Annotated in this window: 19 protein-coding genes; 10 read left to right on the top strand and 9 right to left on the bottom strand. The window is 39.2% G+C overall.

All coding sequences use genetic code 11. The annotated features are described in order from the left end of the window. Positions 1 to 8 precede the first annotated feature (8 nt). From F935_RS03885 to F935_RS03905, 5 genes are all read right to left on the bottom strand, one after another. Positions 9 to 572, bottom strand: a complete 564-nt coding sequence (locus tag F935_RS03885) for an NAD(P)/FAD-dependent oxidoreductase (RefSeq protein ID WP_016137704.1) — start codon at positions 570 to 572, stop codon at positions 9 to 11. Positions 573 to 719: 147 nt separating this feature from the next. Further along, positions 720 to 1,724 (bottom strand): LLM class flavin-dependent oxidoreductase, encoded by a 1,005-nt coding sequence (locus F935_RS03890; RefSeq protein ID WP_016137705.1) that lies wholly within the window; start codon positions 1,722 to 1,724, stop codon positions 720 to 722. A gap of 133 nt (positions 1,725 to 1,857) precedes the next feature. Next, on the bottom strand, positions 1,858 to 2,373 hold the full coding sequence (locus F935_RS03895) for a glycine zipper domain-containing protein (protein ID WP_016137706.1): 516 nt from the start codon (positions 2,371 to 2,373) through the stop codon (positions 1,858 to 1,860). A gap of 237 nt (positions 2,374 to 2,610) precedes the next feature. Continuing rightward, positions 2,611 to 3,030, bottom strand: coding sequence for a glycine zipper domain-containing protein (locus tag F935_RS03900; protein ID WP_005039626.1), 420 nt, complete (start codon positions 3,028 to 3,030; stop codon positions 2,611 to 2,613). A gap of 196 nt (positions 3,031 to 3,226) precedes the next feature. Further along, positions 3,227 to 4,129 (bottom strand): LysR family transcriptional regulator, encoded by a 903-nt coding sequence (locus F935_RS03905; protein ID WP_016137707.1) that lies wholly within the window; start codon positions 4,127 to 4,129, stop codon positions 3,227 to 3,229. Between the two features lie 119 nt (positions 4,130 to 4,248). Here F935_RS03905 and F935_RS03910 point away from each other — a divergent pair, with 119 nt between their 5' ends. The 3 genes from F935_RS03910 to prmC all read left to right on the top strand — a co-directional run bounded on the left by F935_RS03910 (position 4,249) and on the right by prmC (position 7,283). After that, positions 4,249 to 5,088 carry a type 1 glutamine amidotransferase domain-containing protein gene (locus tag F935_RS03910; RefSeq protein WP_016137708.1) on the top strand — a complete coding sequence of 280 codons (840 nt, stop codon included), beginning with the start codon at positions 4,249 to 4,251 and terminating at the stop codon, positions 5,086 to 5,088. A 291-nt stretch (positions 5,089 to 5,379) separates the two neighbouring features. Further along, complete coding sequence (gene prfA / locus F935_RS03915) at positions 5,380 to 6,468, top strand: peptide chain release factor 1 (protein WP_016137709.1); 1,089 nt, start codon at positions 5,380 to 5,382, stop codon at positions 6,466 to 6,468. Next, complete coding sequence (gene prmC, locus F935_RS03920) at positions 6,468 to 7,283, top strand: peptide chain release factor N(5)-glutamine methyltransferase (protein WP_016137710.1); 816 nt, start codon at positions 6,468 to 6,470, stop codon at positions 7,281 to 7,283. The genes prfA and prmC overlap by 1 nt, the downstream gene beginning before the upstream one ends. A gap of 2 nt (positions 7,284 to 7,285) precedes the next feature. On the opposite strand, the gene F935_RS03925 is transcribed toward prmC, so the two are convergent. From F935_RS03925 to F935_RS03935, 3 genes are all read right to left on the bottom strand, one after another. Then, a complete protein-coding gene (locus F935_RS03925) occupies positions 7,286 to 8,125 on the bottom strand; it encodes an ABC transporter permease (protein WP_016137711.1) in 840 nt (279 codons plus the stop codon). A gap of 3 nt (positions 8,126 to 8,128) precedes the next feature. Beyond that, positions 8,129 to 9,103 carry an aliphatic sulfonate ABC transporter substrate-binding protein gene (locus tag F935_RS03930; RefSeq protein ID WP_016137712.1) on the bottom strand — a complete coding sequence of 325 codons (975 nt, stop codon included), beginning with the start codon at positions 9,101 to 9,103 and terminating at the stop codon, positions 8,129 to 8,131. A 242-nt stretch (positions 9,104 to 9,345) separates the two neighbouring features. Next, positions 9,346 to 10,374, bottom strand: coding sequence for an AraC family transcriptional regulator (locus F935_RS03935; RefSeq protein ID WP_016137713.1), 1,029 nt, complete (start codon positions 10,372 to 10,374; stop codon positions 9,346 to 9,348). Between the two features lie 169 nt (positions 10,375 to 10,543). Between F935_RS03935 and F935_RS03940 the strand changes: the two genes are divergently transcribed. Continuing rightward, positions 10,544 to 11,314, top strand: a complete 771-nt coding sequence (locus F935_RS03940; RefSeq protein WP_016137714.1) for a 3-hydroxyacyl-CoA dehydrogenase — start codon at positions 10,544 to 10,546, stop codon at positions 11,312 to 11,314. Positions 11,315 to 11,495: 181 nt separating this feature from the next. Here the strand turns inward: F935_RS03940 and F935_RS03945 are convergent, their stop codons facing one another. Beyond that, a complete protein-coding gene (locus tag F935_RS03945) occupies positions 11,496 to 12,074 on the bottom strand; it encodes a flavin reductase family protein (RefSeq protein ID WP_016137715.1) in 579 nt (192 codons plus the stop codon). Positions 12,075 to 12,250: 176 nt separating this feature from the next. Here F935_RS03945 and F935_RS03950 point away from each other — a divergent pair, with 176 nt between their 5' ends. From F935_RS03950 to kdpB, 6 genes are all read left to right on the top strand, one after another. Next, positions 12,251 to 13,027 (top strand): HesA/MoeB/ThiF family protein, encoded by a 777-nt coding sequence (locus F935_RS03950; RefSeq protein ID WP_016137716.1) that lies wholly within the window; start codon positions 12,251 to 12,253, stop codon positions 13,025 to 13,027. A 58-nt stretch (positions 13,028 to 13,085) separates the two neighbouring features. Then, positions 13,086 to 14,384, top strand: coding sequence for an ABC1 kinase family protein (locus F935_RS03955; RefSeq protein ID WP_016137717.1), 1,299 nt, complete (start codon positions 13,086 to 13,088; stop codon positions 14,382 to 14,384). Positions 14,385 to 14,399: 15 nt separating this feature from the next. After that, positions 14,400 to 14,780 carry a dihydroneopterin aldolase gene (gene folB, locus F935_RS03960; protein ID WP_016137718.1) on the top strand — a complete coding sequence of 127 codons (381 nt, stop codon included), beginning with the start codon at positions 14,400 to 14,402 and terminating at the stop codon, positions 14,778 to 14,780. Then, the gene (locus F935_RS03965; RefSeq protein WP_016137719.1) at positions 14,737 to 15,174 is read left to right on the top strand and encodes a 2-amino-4-hydroxy-6-hydroxymethyldihydropteridine diphosphokinase; all 438 of its coding nucleotides are present in this window, start codon (positions 14,737 to 14,739) and stop codon (positions 15,172 to 15,174) included. The genes folB and F935_RS03965 overlap by 44 nt, the downstream gene beginning before the upstream one ends. 258 nt (positions 15,175 to 15,432) lie before the next feature. Next, entirely contained in the window at positions 15,433 to 17,142 is a 1,710-nt protein-coding gene (kdpA, locus tag F935_RS03970) for a potassium-transporting ATPase subunit KdpA (RefSeq protein WP_016137720.1), read from the top strand. A gap of 8 nt (positions 17,143 to 17,150) precedes the next feature. Continuing rightward, positions 17,151 to 19,190 (top strand): potassium-transporting ATPase subunit KdpB, encoded by a 2,040-nt coding sequence (gene kdpB / locus F935_RS03975; RefSeq protein WP_080645527.1) that lies wholly within the window; start codon positions 17,151 to 17,153, stop codon positions 19,188 to 19,190.

The raw sequence follows: 19,190 nt of genomic DNA on the forward strand, positions 1-19,190 counted from the left end.
TTTTATTTTTATGCAGTTATTCTGATAATAATATCGACAGGTTGTTCTACACCATCCATGCTCTGAATTGAGGTGTTGGTTACCTTAACAATGGGCCAAGTTTGTAATTTACAGTTGGATTTTTGGAGTGCAGCATAATAACTATCAGATTTAAAAAAGACTTTTTTGGTTGTTGCCATATTGGGTGTTAAAAGGCGCTTAAGCCATGTTTCACTAATCTGAGTGTCAAGAAAACGTAAGGCCAAAAGACTTTTTACTCGATTGTTAAATAATCTCCGGTTTTTGATAATGAGTGGATGGGTAATTAACTTATTTGTACTCATTTGACTGTGGGGCAAAATAAAGTGAGGTGTGATTTGAAATACGGTCACAAACTTTGCTTGTTGGCAGATTTTTTCGAGATGGGTCACAGTCTCTTGATTTGTACCAATAATCGCGACAGATGAATGTGAAAAATCAAATTCTTTAATTAAGGTTGATGGAATCACTTGACCAGTAAAGTCTTCAAAATCTTGAGAGGTATTTTGAAAAATTACTGATTTTGAAGTGTTATTTTTAATATTAATACTCATTTTCCAAAAGTCCTTTTGGTTTTTAAATCATGATGTTTTTATCGTTTTAATATAAATAACCAAGCAGGAAGTCAGGGTAAAGTCTTTTCAGATAGATGGTCATCCCATACTCGAAATCAATTCAAGTATGGGAATGCGAAGCGGAGTTTAATGTTCTGTTTTTACGTTCATTAGTTGTGTGAAACTTTCTAAACGTTTAGCTGTATCGTATACATCACATGTGAAAATAAATTCATCAACATCGTATGTCGCTAAAAGTTTTTGTAAACCAGAGCGAACTGTATCTACAGAACCAATTTGCGCCATTGCATAGAAGTTTTCAACAGAAAGCTGTTCTGCTGTATTCCATAATCCCTGCATTGATTCAACCGGTGGTTTAAGCTTTAAACTTTCGCCACGAATTAAACCTAATACACGTTGGTACGCACTCGTTGCTAAGAATTGAGCTTCCTCATCTGTATCTGCCACAACAACAGGCACACCCATTGAAACATAAGGTTTATCTAAGTACTCAGAAGGCTCAAAGTTCTCTCGATAGAGCTGAATCGCTTGACCTAACATACGTGGTGCAAAATGAGATGCAAATGAGTAGGGAAGTCCAAGTTTTGCCGCCAGTTGCGCACTAAAAAGACTAGACCCAAGTAACCAAACAGGAACATGGGTATTTTGCCCTGGCGTTGCAATAATCTTTTGTCCTGCTTGAGGAGCGTCAAAATATTTTAAGATTTCGACAACATCTTTTGGAAATTGATCTTCTGTTTCTTGATGACCACGACGTAAAGCTCGCATGGTGAGTTGGTCTGTACCAGGAGCGCGGCCTAAGCCAAGTTCAATACGATTTGGATATAAAGTAGCAAGTGTTCCAAATTGTTCTGCGACAACTAAAGGAGCATGGTTAGGAAGCATAATGCCGCCTGAACCTAAACGAATATGTTGTGTATGTGCTGCAATAAAACCAAGTAAGACTGCTGTAGCAGAGCTCGCAATTCCATCCATGTTGTGATGTTCTGCAAGCCAGAAACGTTCAAAACCTAGCTTCTCTGCATGTTGAGCTAATTCTAATGCGTGGCGTAACGAAAATTCGATGGTTTTATCATTACGAATAGGAGCAAGTTCCAAAATTGAAAACTTGGTATCTTGAAGTGATCGCATGCGATATTCTCGAATAAGGGTATATCGAAATACTACGATATATGAGGGATAATGTATATCGTTTTTTTTCGATATTAACTTTTACCTCTCAATAAAAAAGCACCCGAAGGTGCTCTTTTGATTCATATGTAAATTAGCGATTTTTATACCAGCCACGGTGTAAACCATTGTCATGACGGCGATGATGTCCACCTTTGCTATAGTAACGACGGTCACCATCGTCATATCTACGATCATCTCGATCGTAACGGCTACCACGATCATAGCGATCATCGTAGTTACGATCTTCAGAAACTTTACGACCTAGCGCCGAACCACCTGCAGCACCTACCGCTGCACCGATGTAACCACCGTTGGTACCGCCCATGTTTTTACCGACGGTATAACCAGCACCACCACCTAAAGCACCACCAATGGCAGCTTCGGTACGATTGCGACGGTCACTAGCTGCGGCTGCACCACCAGCGCCACCTAAAGCAGCACCAATTGTTGCGCCTGTTGTGCCACCCATGCTTTTACCAATTGCTGTACCAACAACACTACCTAACGCAGAGGTTGCAGCAACACGAGTACCATTATCTGCATGTGCAACTGTCACCATAGACGATGTTGCAATTAATGCACTAGCTAACCAAATATTCGTTTTCATCTTGCAGCTCCATGTCCTTTTTACTGAGAAGGACAGTATTTTTATCTTGAGATAAATGTAATAAAAAATTTCGTGATAATTATGGAGAACCCCAAAGGAGATACGCTAGTTTTGTGTCTGTTTGTATTGTTTCTATTAATTTATGGATAAATCATGAGCAAAGGAGAGGTTATGAATATTTATTGATCCTAATAAAAAAGCACCCGAAGGTGCTTAGAGTCGTTTCATCAAATTTGATTAGTGATGACGACGGTGTTTTTTCTTCCAATGCTTAGAAGATCGGTCAGCATCGCGGTCTTTAGAAATTTTATTACCTAAAGCAGAACCGCCCGCAGCACCTAGAGCAGCACCAACGTAACCGCCATTTGTACCACCCATGCTTCTACCAACGGTATAACCAGCACCACCACCTAAACCACCGCCAATTGCAGATTCTGTACGGTGACGACGGTCACTCGCAACTGCTGCACCGCCAGCACCACCTAAAGCAGCACCAATTGTTGCGCCAGATGTACCACCCATGCTTTTACCAATTGCAGTACCAGCGACACTACCTAAAGCAGAAGCGGCTGCTACATGTGTTGTGTTGTCAGCATGCGCTACAGTAACCATAGAAGTTGCTAAAACAGCGCTACATAACCAAGCATTTAATTTCATTTTCTACTCCGTGTCCTTAGCAGCAGGACCCTATATCTTTTGTTACGGCAAATGTAACAAAACACGTTTCTTAAAATATGGAGAACCATCAATTCATTATTGTAGTTTAGTGTCTGGTTTGTATGTTTTCTATTAAAATAGAATATTTAATACTCATATAGATAAATATGAGTCTCATTTAATTTTAATGAGTTGATTAATCGCGATCTGAACAGAGAAAATTGATCAAAGCTCTTGTCGCAGAAGACATATGTTTATGCTGTGCATACAATAAAGAGAAGGGACGTGAGTGGCCTGCATAAGTCTCAAGTAAAGGCTGTAATTTTCCTTGTCGAATTTTTTCATTAACAATAAAACTATAACTCTGACATATTCCTAATCCACTTTCAGCAAGAGAAACTACGCCTAAAATATCTTCTTTTACTAAAATCCGATTTGTTGGTATCCACTGGATTTCATGATCACCATCTTTAAAGAACCATGGGATTATTTTGCCACTACTTGGTAATTCAAAAGCGATACATTGGTGATGATTTAATTCTTCCAAAGTTTTAGGAACACCCACGCGCTTTAAATAATCTGGAGAAGCAACTAGTTGAAGAGGGGCAAGTTCTAGCGGTCTTGCCACAAGCGAGCTATTAGGCAGATGCCCTTGACGAATGGCTAAATCAAAACCCTCAGCAATTAAATCAACATTGCGATTAGAGATGCTGATTTCAATTTGAATGTCTGGATATTGCAAAAGGAATTTTTCTAATAAGGGTGGTAAACGATAGTGTCCATAAGTTGTAGGAACACTTAATTTGATTTTCCCAGAAAGTTGCAGTTGCTCGCCTTGAATTACACGCTCTGCATGATCAATTAACTGAAAAGCATGCTGCATTTTTTCGTAATAAAGTTGGCCCGCTTCCGTCAAACTCAGATGGCGAGTCGTTCTTCTAAAAAACTGGATACCCAATTTTTTCTCCAGCCGTGTAATTGTTCTACTAATGACTGAAGGCGTCGTTGACAAATGAATTGCAGTTGCACTAATAGAAAGCTTTTCAGCCACAATTAAAAACACTTCAACATCGGCAAGATGGTCAAATTGGCGAGACATTTTGTCCTCAAACGCAAAAAAGATTTGTAAATGTGGTTGTTTTTCTACCTTACTGGCAAAAATAGAATATATCCATCCCAGTTATAAATCCAGCACAAGGCTGGAATGAAGGTCGAATGATGAAAACACTCAATAAAATAATGCTTGCAGTAATTACAACTTCAGCAGCATTTAGTGCTAATGCCGCTCATGTATTAGTTGTATTGTCTGATGAGGGACAGCTAGAGCTAAAAAGTGGTCATATTTTTAAAACAGGCTTTTATTTAAATGAGTTAATGCAGCCTACAAAAATGCTTTTAGATGCAGGACACACTGTAACTTTTGCTACACCAAAAGGGAAAGCACCGACGTTAGATGAGTCATCAAATAGTGCGATGTACTTTAATCAAGACGAGAAAGCATTAAAGCAATATGCAGGCTTATTGCATGATCTAAAGTTAACTTCTACTCAGGATTCTCCAGTTTTAAGTCTGTCTCGTATTGAGCAAATGGGTATTGATCAGTTTGATGCTATTTATATTCCAGGTGGACATGCACCTATGCAAGACCTTTTAAAAGATAAACAGCTTGGGAAAGTTCTGACAGCTTTTCATAATGCTAAAAAACCTACAGCACTGGTTTGTCATGGTCCTATAGCTTTGATGTCAACATTACCTAATGCTTCGGAAGTGGTTAAGCAACTTGAGCAAGGAAAAACTGTAAAAACTGGTGAGTGGATTTATAAAAATTATCGGATGACTGTAATTAGTAACCAAGAGGAAGAGCAAGCGAAGCCTTTATTAAAAGGTGGTGAAATGAAGTTCTATCCACAAATGGCTTTACAGTCAATTGGTGGTAAATATCAAAGTAATACAAGCGCATGGACTCCAAATGTAGTGGTAGATCGTGAACTTATTACAGGGCAAAATCCAGCCTCGGCTATTCTTGTCGGTAAAACATTATTAGAAAAATTAAAATAAATAGGCCAGATAATAGAGGTTTTATAAATAAAGCCTCTATTACCAGTTGAGTGAAAAACGTGGCTTATTATTTTTTATAGAGAAAGCTAAATTGTAGGCGAGTAAATAAATCTCATCTGAAATCATTATATTTATAAGTTGTTACTTACAGTGAAAGTTGATGAATTGGCTGATTATATATGTCATTTAAGCGGCATAATCTGTAAACTATGCGCTATTTTTACGATTTTGCTTATCTTCTATTTACATAGCATTTGATAAGCTTTTTGGACTTTTGAGATATTTCCTCTTATGAAAGCGTCACTCCGTTTACGACTTGATCAACTCTGTGATCGACATGAAGAACTTACCGCGTTGCTTGCAGATGTGGAAGTCATCACCGATAACAAACGTTTCCGTAAATTGTCTCGTGAACATAGTGATTTATCTGAAATTACCGAAGTTTGGGGCAAATACCGTCAAGCAGAAGAAGATATTGAAACTGCTGAAATGATGAAGTCTGATCCTGACTTTAAAGATATGGCAGAAGAAGAAATTCAAGCAAATAAAGATTTGCTTGTAGAGTTAGAAAGCCAGCTCAATATTTTGATGATTCCAAAAGATCCAAATGATTCTAATGCAGCTTATTTAGAAATTCGCGCCGGAACTGGTGGTGATGAGGCTGCAATTTTCTCTGGTGACTTATTCCGTATGTACAGTAAATATGCCGAGACACAGAATTGGCGTATTGAAGTACTTTCTGAAAATGAAGGTGAGCATGGTGGCTTTAAAGAAGTCATTTGCCGTGTAGATGGTGATGGTGTTTATGGTCGCCTAAAATTTGAAAGTGGTGCGCATCGTGTGCAACGCGTTCCAGCGACTGAATCACAAGGGCGTGTTCATACATCTGCTTGTACAGTTGCGATTTTGCCTGAAATTGATGTCGATACAAATGTCGAGATTAATCCAGCAGATTTACGTATTGATACTTACCGTGCATCTGGTGCAGGTGGTCAGCACATTAACAAAACAGATTCGGCAGTGCGTATTACCCACATTCCAACTGGTACAGTAGTTGAGTGCCAAGAAGAACGTTCACAGCATAAAAACAAAGCTAAAGCGATGGCTCTTTTGGTATCGCGTTTAGAAAATGCAAAACGTGCAGCAGCTGATGCAGCAACTTCTGAGATGCGTCGCGATTTAGTGGGTTCTGGTGACCGTTCTGAGCGTATTCGTACGTATAACTACCCGCAAGGTCGTATGACTGACCACCGTATTAACCTAACTTTATATAAGTTAGACGCGATTATGGAAGGTGATTTAACTGAATTGCTTGATAGCTTACATCGCGAATATCAGGCAGATCAGCTTGCAATGCTTGCACAGGAAAATGGCGGCTAATGAATATTGCTCAAGCGCTTGCAATTCGTGGTGAGCCTGACAGTTATGAACGACAGGAAAATGCTTGGTTACTTGAGCATTTTCTAAAAATCAATTCGCTTGAATTAAAGTTTAGACTTGAGCAAGAGTTAACTACCCAACAAGAGCAAGACTATGTAGCTGGTCTTGAACGTATTCAAAAAGGTGAGCCTTTAGCTTATGTAACGGGTTCACAGCCATTTTGGACGCTCGATTTAAAAGTAACATCTGATACTTTAGTACCACGACCTGATACTGAAATTTTAGTTGAAACCGTTTTAAATCTAAATTTGCCAAATAATGCAAATATTGTGGATTTAGGAACGGGGACAGGTGCAATTGCGCTTGCATTAGCGAGTGAACGTCCCGATTGGTTCGTCACAGCAACTGATATTTATGCGCCTACTTTAGAAGTCGCAAAAGAAAATGCACAAGCTCATAATTTGCAACGTGTGAAATTTGCTTGTGGCGCTTGGTTTGAAGCACTAGAGCCACAAAAATTTGATTTAATTGTTTCTAATCCGCCGTATATCGACCCTGAAGATGAACACATGCAAGCTTTGGCAACAGAACCACGCCGTGCATTGGTTGCAGATCATCAGGGACTGGCTGATATTGAAATTATTATTGCCCAAGGGAAAAACTGGTTAAAACCACAAGGCTGGATTGTACTAGAGCATGGTTATGATCAGGGGCAAGCTGTTCGAAATATATTTGCTGAGCATGGTTTTAGCCAGATTAAAACCATTCAAGACTATGGCCAAAATGATCGAGTCACTTTGGCATGCTGGATTTAAAATTACTTTTGTAGCGTATCACGCCAACGTAATAACCAGTTTTCTATAAGTTTCATTAAGGTATCGGTTGCTTTACCCAATAGGGCTAATAAAATAATTGCAATGATAACAATATCTGGTCGAGACGTTTCTCGGCCATCACTGAGTAAATAGCCAATGCCTTGAGTGGCTGCAATCAGTTCAGCTGCAATCATAAACATCCAAGATAAGCTTAAGCTGTTGCGTAAACCCGTTAAAATGCCCGGAGATGCTGCCGGTAAAATAATAGATATAATTCGCTGAAAAGCATTAAGCCGATAAACTTTTCCAACTTCAATGAGCTTTTTATCTACATTATGAATTGCTGCAACTGTATTGGTATAGGTTGGAAAAAATGCTCCAATTGCAATCAATGTAATTTTAGAACCTTCGTCAATTCCTAACCAAAGTAATAACAATGGAATCCACGCAAGACTTGGAATTGATTTAATTGCTGAAAAGGTCGGTTCTAAATAAGCTTCTGCTTCTTTACTTAATCCAACCCAAATCGCAAAAATTAAACCTAAACCGCTTCCTATAATAAAGCCGAATAGAACACGCCACGTACTAATATAAATATGGGCAAATAGATCGCTATAAGCTAAATCTAAAAAAGATTGCCATAAACTAGAAGGTGCAGGGAGTAGATAAGCATCGATATAGCCATTTCTGACTAAAAACTCACAAGCCACTAAAAAGATAAGTGGAATGAGTAGCGCTTTAAACCAACGTGTAAATCTATTGTTTAAATGCTTTTTCTGCGATTTTAAAGCTTGCTGAGCTAAGAAATGATTTAGCTCAGCTTTGTTAAGTGAATCACTCATATACTATTTCACGACTTTTTGAGCAAAACGAGGGTCTAACAATTGATCAACCACTTGATTGACATTGGTGCCTTTTCTAACCAAGTCTTCTTCTGTCAAAATTTTCCCAGAACGTTTTAGTGCTTGTGCTTGAGTTGCCGATGGAATGCTTTGATCGAAGTTGGTTCGACTCAGTTGTAGTTTTGCCACAGGTAGAGGAAGTTTTGATTCTTGAGCTAAAAGTGCTGCCACTTTATCTGGATTGGCTTTTGCCCACTTTCTGGCTTGTTCGTAGGCTTTAATAACTGCCTCTACCGCTTCAGGGCTTTGCTTTGCAAAATCTTCTTTAACACTCAGTACGCTATAGCTATTAAATCCAACATTACGATAAAGCAATTTGGCACCCGATTGAATTTGAGCTGAAGCCATTAACGGATCAAGTCCAGCCCAAGCATCTACTTGGCCACGTTCTAAGGCGGTTTTTCCATCTGGGTGTTGTAAATGAACCAGCTGTACATCGCGTTTACTCAAGCCTACAGTGTCTAGTGCTTGGAGTGTAAATAAGAATGGATCTGTGCCTTTGGTAGCTGCAATTTTCTTACCTTTTAAGTCTTTTAGACTTTTAATTGGTGAGTCTTTTGCAACAACAAGGGCGGTCCATTCAGGTTGGCTTTGTACATACACAGTTTTAATTGGACTACCATTTGCTCGGCTTAATACAGCTGCTAATCCAGCGGTAGAAGCAAAATCGATGCTATTACTGTTGAGATATTCTAATGAGCGGTTGCTACCTTGACTGAAAACCCATTTAATTTGAGTATTTGGTAGGGCTTTCTCGAGAAGTTTTTGATCTTTGACGACTAAACTGGTTGGTGCGTAGTAAGCATAATCAAGTTTAAGTGTAGTCGGAACTGCTGCAAAAGCAGATGAAGCAAATACAAACCCCAATGTTGATGCTAGCAAAGTCTTTGATAAAGAAAATTTTGATTTTAAAGACATAATAAAAATAGAACCGAAATGAAATAATAGATCATCCTTTCACGCGTTTGATGGCTTACAAACTTAGTTATTTTGATTTATAAATCAGATTGAAAGATAAAGTTTAGATAAAATTATAAATAACTGTTTTTATAGTGATTATTAAGTTTTAAGTAGTGCACTTATCTGGAATATTGAATTTAAAAGACAGAAATATCATAAGCTTAATTATTAGAATTTTAAGCTTATGTTCGATATATACGTTATTGATTGTGTGCAGTGAAATTATCTCGGTAGGTACCTGGGCTGACGCCAGTCCATTTTTTAAAGGCGCGGTGAAAGGCGCTTGGGTCTTGGAAGCTTAAATCTTCACTAATCTCATGAATTGAATCGTTGGTTTTACTTAGACGTTGAACCGCAATATCACAGCGGATTTCATTTTTAATTTGTTGATAACTGACCCCTTCATGTTTCAGCCGGCGTTGAACGGTGGCTTCTGAAATATTGAGTTGTTTTGCAACATCTTTGAGTTCGGGCCATCGCGCGGGGTGGAGTTTCAAGAGGTGGCGACGAATAAGAACGCTCAAGGCATTTTCATTTTTAAAGCGAACTAAAAGATTTTGTGGAGTTTGTTCTAAAAAATCATAAAGCGCTTTTTTATCTTTTTTAATTTTAATATCTAAATAGTGGGCATCGAATTCAACTCGATTTATCTCGGCATTAAATTGAATTTCTTCACCAAAACGTACCAGATAATCCTGAATATCGTTCGGTTTAGGACAACGTACTCTAATACTATTTAAGCCAATCCTTTGGTCTACTAACCAGCACATAAGTCCGTGTACTAATATTAAAAAGGTTGCATAGGTAAACATGCGTTTAGGTTGTTCACGATCATGAATCACCAAATAAGCTTTTTCTTGCTCTCGTATTAATTCTCCGCGCATGTCATCAAGCACAAAGTTAAAAAACTTCAAAATATCGTGAAGTGCCTTTTCTAAAGTTTCGGCCGTACTAACGAGTTTAGTCAATAATTTATAACTACCACGACGCATGGGGTGACTGTCCATGCCAAAAAACTCATCGTTCATGGCGTTGGCAAGCTCTATCCATAATTGGGTATATGTCGCAACAGGCACACGAGCCTTTGGAGACATCAGTAATTCAGCGGGAATGCCTGCTTTATTTAGAATTATTTGTGTATTTAGGCCTTTGGCATAAGCCGCACTCAGTGCTTCATGTACTAGTGCAATCGAAATTGTGCCTTTACTTAAAGAAGATTGGACAACCATGTCAAAGACTCATATTTTCTTCATATATTTCAAGTGAAATATTTCATATTTAAAATTTGGATTGATCAAAAGCTGCAAGCACTTTGAGGCTTTTTGAAATTGTATCGGAAAACAACAACTTTTACTCTCACAACTAAAGTTAAAGAACATTTCTATAGGATCGTAAATAATGAAAATTCAAGGAAAGCATTTTGTTATTACAGGTGGTGGCTCTGGTTTAGGGGCTGCTACAGCTGAGTATTTAATACAACATGGTGCTTCAGTCACATTGGTAGATATGAATGTAGAAGCAGGCGAGCAGCAAGTAAAACAATTAGGGTCAAAAGCTGACTTCGTAAAACTTGATGTAACCGATGAAGCTGCTGCTGAACAGTTCTTTAAAGATGTGTTAGTAAAACATGGTAGTTTGCATGGTTTGGTGAACTGTGCGGGTATTGGCCCTTCTGCAAAAGTAGTTGGTCGTGAAGGTGTTCATGATTTGGCGTTATTTGCAAAGACTTTAAATATTAATGTCACAGGTACGTTTAACATGCTGCGCTTTGCAGCAGATGCAATGAGTAAAAATACGGTTGAAGCAGGTGAAGAGGACCGTGGAGTGATTGTAAACACTGCTTCCGTTGCAGCATTTGACGGTCAAATTGGTCAGGCAGCTTATTCTGCATCAAAAGGCGCTATCGTGGCTATGACATTGCCAATTGCTCGTGAGCTTGCGCGCCATGGCATTCGAATTATGACCATTGCACCGGGAATTATGGAAACTCCAATGCTTACTGGTATGCCACAAAATGTGCAAGATGCTTTGGGACAAATGGTGCCATATCCATCTCGTTTAGGAAAACCCGAAGAATTTGCTCGTTTGGTTGGGCATATTGCTGAAAACTCATATTTAAATGGTGAAGTCATTCGTTTGGATGGTGCAATTCGTATGGCAGCAAAATAATAAGTACATCTAGTAATTACTCTTTAAGTTATCCAAGGTTAAGTGTGAGATTTTAATAAATAGCCGCTGACTGCAAAAGACCGCAATTGTTATGCGGTCTTTTGCCATTGAGCAGAAATTGTCTAGTTTTAATTCGATTCAATACACTTCAAAAACTTAAATGAAACTCGCTTTTTGATGATTAAAGCTGAGCTTTAACTTGCTCACCAATTAAATAAAACGTTCCACCAGCAATATAATGCAAGCTTCGAAGTTCTTTCGGTGCATCTTGAAAATGCCAGTGCCCATCTTTAAAAACACGGCTATCTGCCCATGCACCCACAACAGAACCAATAAATAAATCATGAGCTGACTGATTATGAGGTTCTGGAATAAGCTTACACACAAGCCATGCAATACAACCTGACACAAGTGGGCTAGTAAGACCTTCTTGATAGAATAACTCAGCTCCACAATGTTCAAGTTTTTGTGGATCATCCAACTTACTAATTGTCCCAAGTTGATGAGTCAGATCGAGCTGTGCATAGCAGGGAACTTGTAGTGTGAAATAGCCACTTTGCTCAACGAGCTGTCGGGTTTTAGTGCTTTTGTCAAGAACCACTGACACTTTGGCTGGTTTGAACTCTAAGGCACATGCCCAAGCGGCAGCCATCACATTGCGGTCGTCACCATGTTGTGCAGAAACAAGCACAGTTGGACCATGATTTAATAAACGATAAGCTTTTTCTAACTCTACAGGTGCAATATATGATTGCGTCATATTTAGCCTAAGTAATAAAGAAAAAAATAGATATTTCTATTGTTGCAGAAAGCTTGATAGATGCAATGTTGGTAAATAAGCTTTATTAGAATAAAAAAGTTGTTTCTATTTTATAGCTTTCATAATGACGAACTTAGTCATAAAATCATTTCGCTTCTAAGTGAAAGGATTAACGCGTGACCGAGCTTCAAGATATCGATTTTGTAGAGTTAAGTGATGAAGAAATGCATCTCTATAGCCGTCAGATTTTACTTGATGGATGGGATATTGAAGCTCAGGAAAAACTCAAACTTGCTAATGTGCTGATTGTAGGTGCTGGTGGCATAGGCTGTAGCAGTGCAGAGCTACTTGCGCGAGCAGGGGTTGGGAAAATTACACTGATTGATGCAGATACGATTGAGATAAGTAACTTGCAGCGTCAAATTGCGTTTGGTCATGAAGATATCGGACGTTATAAAGCAGAAATTTTGGCTAAACGTTTACAGAAAATTAACCCTTATATCTGTGTTGAATACTATAACGAACGGTTAGACGAACATAACATTGATAGACTTGTTGAACATCAAGATGTGGTTTTAGATGGATGTGATAATTTTACAACTCGCTATTTAGTAAACGCGGCTTGTAAGAAACATCAGGTCGCATTAATTAGTGCTTCAGCAATTGGTTTTCAGGCACAAATGTTTATGGTTGAAGGAGATTCAGCCTGCTATGAATGTCTTTTTCCAAAAGAACAACATAGCAATGAAGGCCTACGCTGTGCAGAATCGGGGGTACTTGCAACTACTCCTGTAATGATAGCGTCATTACAAGCACATCACACTTTGCTGTATTTAGGGGTAAATCGTGTACCTTTAAAACAGAAATTATTATTGTGGGATGGATTAAACATGACACAACGTATTGTTAGTTTTGATAAAGATGTAAATTGCCCACTTTGTCAGGCAAGCTAAACAGTAAATTAAACAAAATTTGCTACACTCAACCTGAATGATTTGGTTTTGAAGAAATATGAAAAAAAATATTTTGTTTGATGGGTTCCGTTCCGTCGCCCGCATTGGTGAAACAGCAGTGGTTGCGGCCAAAGCTGGAATTAAATACGCAACTGAAAAACCAAGTAATGCCAAACTCATGCGAGAGACTTTTGAGTCGCTTGGTTCAACTTATATTAAGCTTGGTCAGTTTATTGCGAGTACTCCATCGCTTTTCCCGCGAGAATATGTAGAAGAATTTCAAGGTTGTTTAGACCAGACACCAACACTGCCATTTAGCTATGTTCAAGGTGTGCTTGCATCTGAGTTTGAAGGGCGCGATTTAAATCAGATTTTTAGCTATATCGATGAAAAACCATTAGCTTCTGCATCAATTGCTCAGGTTCATGCAGCTAAGCTGACCACAGGCGAAGATGTTGTTATTAAAGTACAAAAACCTGGTGTCGAAACCATTTTATATACAGATTTAAGTGTGGTGCATTGGGCTGCTAAATTGCTTGAACGTGTCGTACCTAAAATTAAATTTGCTGCACTTTCTGAAATTGTTGATGAAATTAAAAGCCGTATGGTTCGCGAAGTTGATTTCATTGAAGAAGCACAAAACTTAGATGACTTTATTGAATATCTGAATATTTCACAAAACAAAGCTGCGACTGCACCTAAAGTTTATCATCAGTTTTCTACACGTCGTGTTTTGACTATGCAACGCCTATACGGTGTGTCGTTGACAGATTTTAGTGTTGTAAAACAATACGCCAAAGACCCATCACAAGTACTGATTACTGCCATGAATACATGGTTCGGTAGCCTAATGCTATGTAAGAGTTTCCATGCAGATTTACATGCTGGAAATCTAATGTTGCTCGAAGATGGTCGAATTGGTTTTATTGACTTTGGTATTGTCGGGCAGCTAAACCCAGAAGTCTGGACAGCGTGTATGGCCTTTATGGATGCATTGCAAAAAACTGATTATCAGGCAATGGCTGAAAACATGCTGAAAATGGGCATGACTCATAACAAAGTTGATGTTGATGTATTGGCACAAGATTTAGAGCGCTTGTTTAATGGCGTATTAATGTCTGACCCTCAACAGATTTTGGCTTCAAATCCAGCCGATTTAAACGATATCATGATGGATATGGTAGGGGTTGGTGAGCGCCACGGTATTAAATTCCCTCGAGATTTTGCCTTGTTATTTAAGCAAATGCTTTATTTCGATCGTTTTATGCGCGTACTCGCACCATATACTGATATTTATGCAGACCAACGTTTGAAAATGGTTCAAAATATGGAACCTGCTTCGTTGTTAAAGCACTAAGGTCAGTTTAAATTTATGGATGTCATTATCATTGAAGGTTTGAAGGTTGAGACAGTGATTGGCTGTTTCAACTGGGAAAGACAAATTATTCAACCTTTAATGTTGGATTTAACCATCCATAATGATTTGAGCCGAGCAGCGCAGTCTGACAAACTTGAGGATACACTCAACTATGCTCAGATTTGTGAGATATCGGCTCAAACCATTCAACAAGCCAAACCTGAATTAATTGAACATGCAGCACATCTTGTTTTGAAATGTTTGTTTGAAACCTTTCCAACAATTGAAAAAATTACCATAACCATCCGTAAGCCCGCCATCATTGCAGAAGCTAATGCTGTAGGAATTCGTCTTGAACGCACCAGAAACAATTTTTGCGCTCGCGCTAGCGAGTAATTTAGACGCAGATCAGCACTTTACTTTTGCGTATACGCAATTAGCAACTTTGGGGAAAGTGCAGTTTTCATCTGTTTATCAAATTCCATGCCGAGATGGTATTGGAGATGATTACTGGAATTCAGCATGTCTATTAAGAAGCACTTTATCGTCTGAACAAATTGAATCTTTTCTCAAAAAACTTGAGACAGATTCTGGACGTGTTCGTCCATCGCATCATATTTCTTTAGATGTAGATTTGATTGCATGGGGAACTGATCTGGACCATATGCAATTTAATTCTAAAAAATTACCTTTAGCACTCGATGTAAAAATCCCTTTATATGAGCTTTGGCATTGTGAAAATTTGAAGACTGATGAAACGCTTTATCCAGTCGTCAATTTTAAAATTTAATGCCTTTTAATGTAGATTTTACGCAAACTTTACGCGGTCTTTGATTTCCTCAATAGAGAATTTACGAGCATTTTACCCATACTGAAATTCACTAAATTAGTGTTATTTCAGGACAATAAAGATGCTTATAAATTCTCAAATGCGCATCTTGCATCAGTCTGGCATTGTGTTATGCGGACTTAAAACAAATGATATTTCTTCATCTCTCCTTATTTCCAGTTTGGCAAATCAAGCCAAGGGGTATAGAGGAGAATAGCCATGTTAGAACTTATACTTGTTTTATTTATTGCTATTTTTCTAGCATGGTGCCTCGGTAAATATCTATCTAAAGTGATGACAAATCAGCCAATGTGGGGTGATGGATTATTTCGCTGGATTGAAAATCCTGTTTATCGCTTATTAGGTATATCTCCACAACAACAAATGAACTGGAAACAATATTCTCTAGCATTTGTTGTGAGTTGTGTTTTTCTAGCTGTGGCCGTTTTTGCTATTTTTATGACGCAAGTATGGCTACCATTAAACCCCAATCATGCACCAAATATGAGTTGGGATTTAGCATTACACACGGTTATTTCATTTTTAACTAATACCAATCAACAGCATTATTCTGGTCAAGCTCAGTTATCTTATTTGTCGCAAATGACAGGTATTGTGGGCTTGCAAGTCATTACTCCAATGATGGGGTTGGCTTTGGTGGTCGCGACCTTAAGAGCTTTCTTTTATCAGCGCCCAAGCCATATTGCGGCCGATGTTGCCGAGCAACCAGATCAAATTTTAATTGGTAACTATTGGGCAGATGTAATTCGCCCTACAGTTCGATTCTTGCTTCCGCTCTGTTTTGTCTGGTCGTTATTGCTCAACAGCCAAGGCGTGCCAGCAACTTTCCAAGGCGGGCCGGAAGTACAGCTGATTGATAAAGCCAATACGGTTCAAACTCAAAAAATTCCTTTAGGGCCAGTTGCACCAATGGTAGCGATTAAGCAATTGGGAAGTAACGGTGGTGGTTGGTACGGTCCAAATAGTAGTGTGCCTTTAGAAAATCCAACACCACTTTCTAATTTACTAGAAATGATTGCGATATTACTCATTCCACTTACCGTGATTTTTATGGTTGGGCATTTTACTCAACGTAAAAAATTTGCCTACTTTGTGTTTGGCAGCATGCTTTTCATGTCGATTATTTCAGGTGCAGCAGCTGTCTGGTCTGAGAGTATGTCATCGACAGCATCTCAACTTGCCGTAATGGAAGGTAAAGAACAACGTTTTGGACCAGCAGCATCAGCAGTTTGGGCAGCGATCACTACGCAGGTGAATAACGGTTCGGTCAATATGATGCATGATTCTTCTGCGCCGCTTACTGGTTTAGTTGAACTCATCAACATGTTGATTAATGCGATTTGGGGTGGTGTGGGCTGTGGTCTGCAACAGTTTATGATTTATCTGTTACTTGCAGTATTTATTGCAGGTTTAATGACAGGTCGTACCCCTGAATTGTTTGGACGCAAGATTGAAGCGGCAGAAATTAAATTGCTCGCGATTATTATCTTGATTCAACCTTTAGTCATTCTTGCATTTACCGCATTAAGCCTCAGCGTTCCAGGCATATCTGGAATTAGTAATCCGGGACCACATGGTATTAGCCAAGTGTTCTACGAATATGTTTCTGCATTTGCCAACAATGGTTCAGGTTTTGAAGGTCTTGGAGACAACACTGTATGGTGGAATGTCACTTGTAGTATCGCTCTACTGTTAGGACGTTTTCCGACATTAATTTTGCCATTAATGATTGCGACACGTTTAGCAGCAAAAAGAAAAGCCTCCGAAACAGCAGGTAGTCTTCAAGTTGAAACTCCAACCTTTGCTTTAACGCTGATTACGATTGTTGTGTTGCTTACCTTATTACAATTTATGCCAGTTCTTGTCCTTGGGCCAATTGCCGATCAACTTTTGTTGGTTAAAGGCTAAGGAGGCGAGTGAAAATGAATACACAAACTCATGTAAATAGCCATAAACAAACCATGGCAGTGCCAAATTTTGAAGTTTGGAAAAATGCATTTGTGAAACTGCTACCGCAGCATGCAATTAAAAACCCTGTAATGGCAATTGTATGGCTTGGAACAGTCGTTACCGCAATGAGTACAGTCTTGGGTTACACCACGCTGTTATTTGGTTTAGCGGTTACAGCAATTCTGTTTATTACCATTTTATTTGCTAACTATGCTGAAGCGGTTGCAGAAGCCAGAGGTCGTGGACAGGCATCTTCATTGCGTGCAGCAAGAGAAAATTTAACGGCTCGAAGACTTAACTCTTTGACAGACCGTCAAGCGACTCAAGTTGCAGCTACCCAACTTCATTTAAATGATTTTATTGAAGTACATGCAGGTGAGCTTGTTCCAGCCGACGGTGAGATTGTAGAAGGCTTTGCCACTATTAATGAATCGGCTGTTACAGGTGAGTCAGCACCTGTGCTACGTGAAGCTGGAACAGACCGTTCAGGTGTTATTGGCGGAACCAAAGTACTTACAGATCGTATTGTTGTGCAAGTGACTGCTGAATCTGGTCAAAGTTTCTTAGACCGCATGATTGCTTTGGTTGAAGGCTCAAATCGCCAAAAAACTCCGAATGAGATTGCGCTTGGCTTCTTGTTAATGGTGATGACAATCACGTTTTTAATTGTCGTGATTAGCTTGCCATTTATTGCCAAGTATTTGCATATTGAACTTGATCCAGTTGTGCTCGTGGCGTTATTGGTCTGCCTGATTCCTACAACCATTGGCGGCTTGTTACCTGCGATTGGTATCGCGGGGATGAACCGTGCACTCAAAGCCAATGTTTTGGCAAAATCAGGTAAAGCGGTAGAAGTTGCGGGTGACATTGATGTGCTTTTACTCGATAAAACAGGAACCATTACTTATGGTGACCGTCAAGCGACTTCTTTTTATCCTTTAACTTCGGTAACTGAGTCGGAGTTGAGAGCCACTGCTTGGGTGAGTTCACTTGCAGACCCAACACCAGAAGGGAAGTCGATTGTTAAGTTAGCAAAAGAGCAAGGTCTAAAACAGCAAGAACCTGAGCAAGCCGAATTTATCTCTTTTAGTGCATCAACTCGAATTTCCGGTGTGAATTTACCGAATGGTGACCAAATTCGTAAAGGTGCTTTAGATGCAATCTTGAAGTTTGTAGATGAAGATTATTCTCAAGATTTAGAGTTAAAAGCACGTGTTGAACAAGTTGCTAAAAAAGGTGCAACACCATTGGTTGTCGCAAATCAACATCATGTATTAGGCGTGATTGAACTCTCTGATGTAATTAAACACGGCATTAAAGAACGTTTCGCACGTTTAAGAGAAATGGGCATCAAAACCGTTATGGTTACGGGTGATAACCCATTAACTGCGGCCGCGATTGCTGCTGAAGCTGGGGTAGATGATTATATTGCCGAAGCAAAACCAGAAGACAAATTGGCTTGTATTCGCACCGAACAACAACAAGGCCGTTTAGTTGCGATGGTCGGTGACGGAACCAACGATGCACCAGCACTAGCACAAGCTGATATTGGTCTAGCCATGAACTCGGGTACACAAGCTGCAAAAGAAGCTGGCAATATGGTTGATTTAGACTCAGATCCAACCAAACTTCTTGCTGTGGTTGAGATTGGGAAGCAGCAGCTGATTACGCGTGGTGCTTTAACAACATTTTCGTTAGCAAACGACGTCTCTAAATACTTTGCCATCTTGCCTGCATTGTTCGCTGCTGCAATTCCACAAATGCAAGTATTGAATGTAATGCACTTAGCAAGTCCAAGCAGCGCGATTTTATCTGCATTAATTTTTAACGCGATTATTATCCCGCTATTAATTCCAATCGCACTCCGAGGCGTGAAATTTAAACCGTCAACTGCAACTCAGTTACTACGTCGAAATATGTTGATTTATGGGGTGGGCGGTGTGGTTCTACCATTCATTGCCATTAAAGCGATTGATGTAGTGATTGTTCAATTATTTGGTTTGTAA

This window comes from Acinetobacter calcoaceticus ANC 3811, from assembly GCF_000399665.1.
Classification (GTDB): domain Bacteria; phylum Pseudomonadota; class Gammaproteobacteria; order Pseudomonadales; family Moraxellaceae; genus Acinetobacter; species Acinetobacter calcoaceticus_B.

Bases quoted from the DNA above. Each gene is read 5' to 3' on its own strand.
- F935_RS03885 (WP_016137704.1), bottom strand. From the start codon at position 572: ATGAGTATTAATATTAAAAATAACACTTCAAAATCAGTAATTTTTCAA.
- F935_RS03890 (WP_016137705.1), bottom strand. From the start codon at position 1,724: ATGCGATCACTTCAAGATACCAAGTTTTCAATTTTGGAACTTGCTCCT.
- F935_RS03895 (WP_016137706.1), bottom strand. From the start codon at position 2,373: ATGAAAACGAATATTTGGTTAGCTAGTGCATTAATTGCAACATCGTCT.
- F935_RS03900 (WP_005039626.1), bottom strand. From the start codon at position 3,030: ATGAAATTAAATGCTTGGTTATGTAGCGCTGTTTTAGCAACTTCTATG.
- F935_RS03905 (WP_016137707.1), bottom strand. From the start codon at position 4,129: ATGTCTCGCCAATTTGACCATCTTGCCGATGTTGAAGTGTTTTTAATT.
- F935_RS03910 (WP_016137708.1), top strand. From the start codon at position 4,249: ATGAAAACACTCAATAAAATAATGCTTGCAGTAATTACAACTTCAGCA.
- prfA (WP_016137709.1), top strand. From the start codon at position 5,380: ATGAAAGCGTCACTCCGTTTACGACTTGATCAACTCTGTGATCGACAT.
- prmC (WP_016137710.1), top strand. From the start codon at position 6,468: ATGAATATTGCTCAAGCGCTTGCAATTCGTGGTGAGCCTGACAGTTAT.
- F935_RS03925 (WP_016137711.1), bottom strand. From the start codon at position 8,125: ATGAGTGATTCACTTAACAAAGCTGAGCTAAATCATTTCTTAGCTCAG.
- F935_RS03930 (WP_016137712.1), bottom strand. From the start codon at position 9,103: ATGTCTTTAAAATCAAAATTTTCTTTATCAAAGACTTTGCTAGCATCA.
- F935_RS03935 (WP_016137713.1), bottom strand. From the start codon at position 10,374: ATGGTTGTCCAATCTTCTTTAAGTAAAGGCACAATTTCGATTGCACTA.
- F935_RS03940 (WP_016137714.1), top strand. From the start codon at position 10,544: ATGAAAATTCAAGGAAAGCATTTTGTTATTACAGGTGGTGGCTCTGGT.
- F935_RS03945 (WP_016137715.1), bottom strand. From the start codon at position 12,074: ATGACGCAATCATATATTGCACCTGTAGAGTTAGAAAAAGCTTATCGT.
- F935_RS03955 (WP_016137717.1), top strand. From the start codon at position 13,086: ATGAAAAAAAATATTTTGTTTGATGGGTTCCGTTCCGTCGCCCGCATT.
- folB (WP_016137718.1), top strand. From the start codon at position 14,400: ATGGATGTCATTATCATTGAAGGTTTGAAGGTTGAGACAGTGATTGGC.
- kdpA (WP_016137720.1), top strand. From the start codon at position 15,433: ATGTTAGAACTTATACTTGTTTTATTTATTGCTATTTTTCTAGCATGG.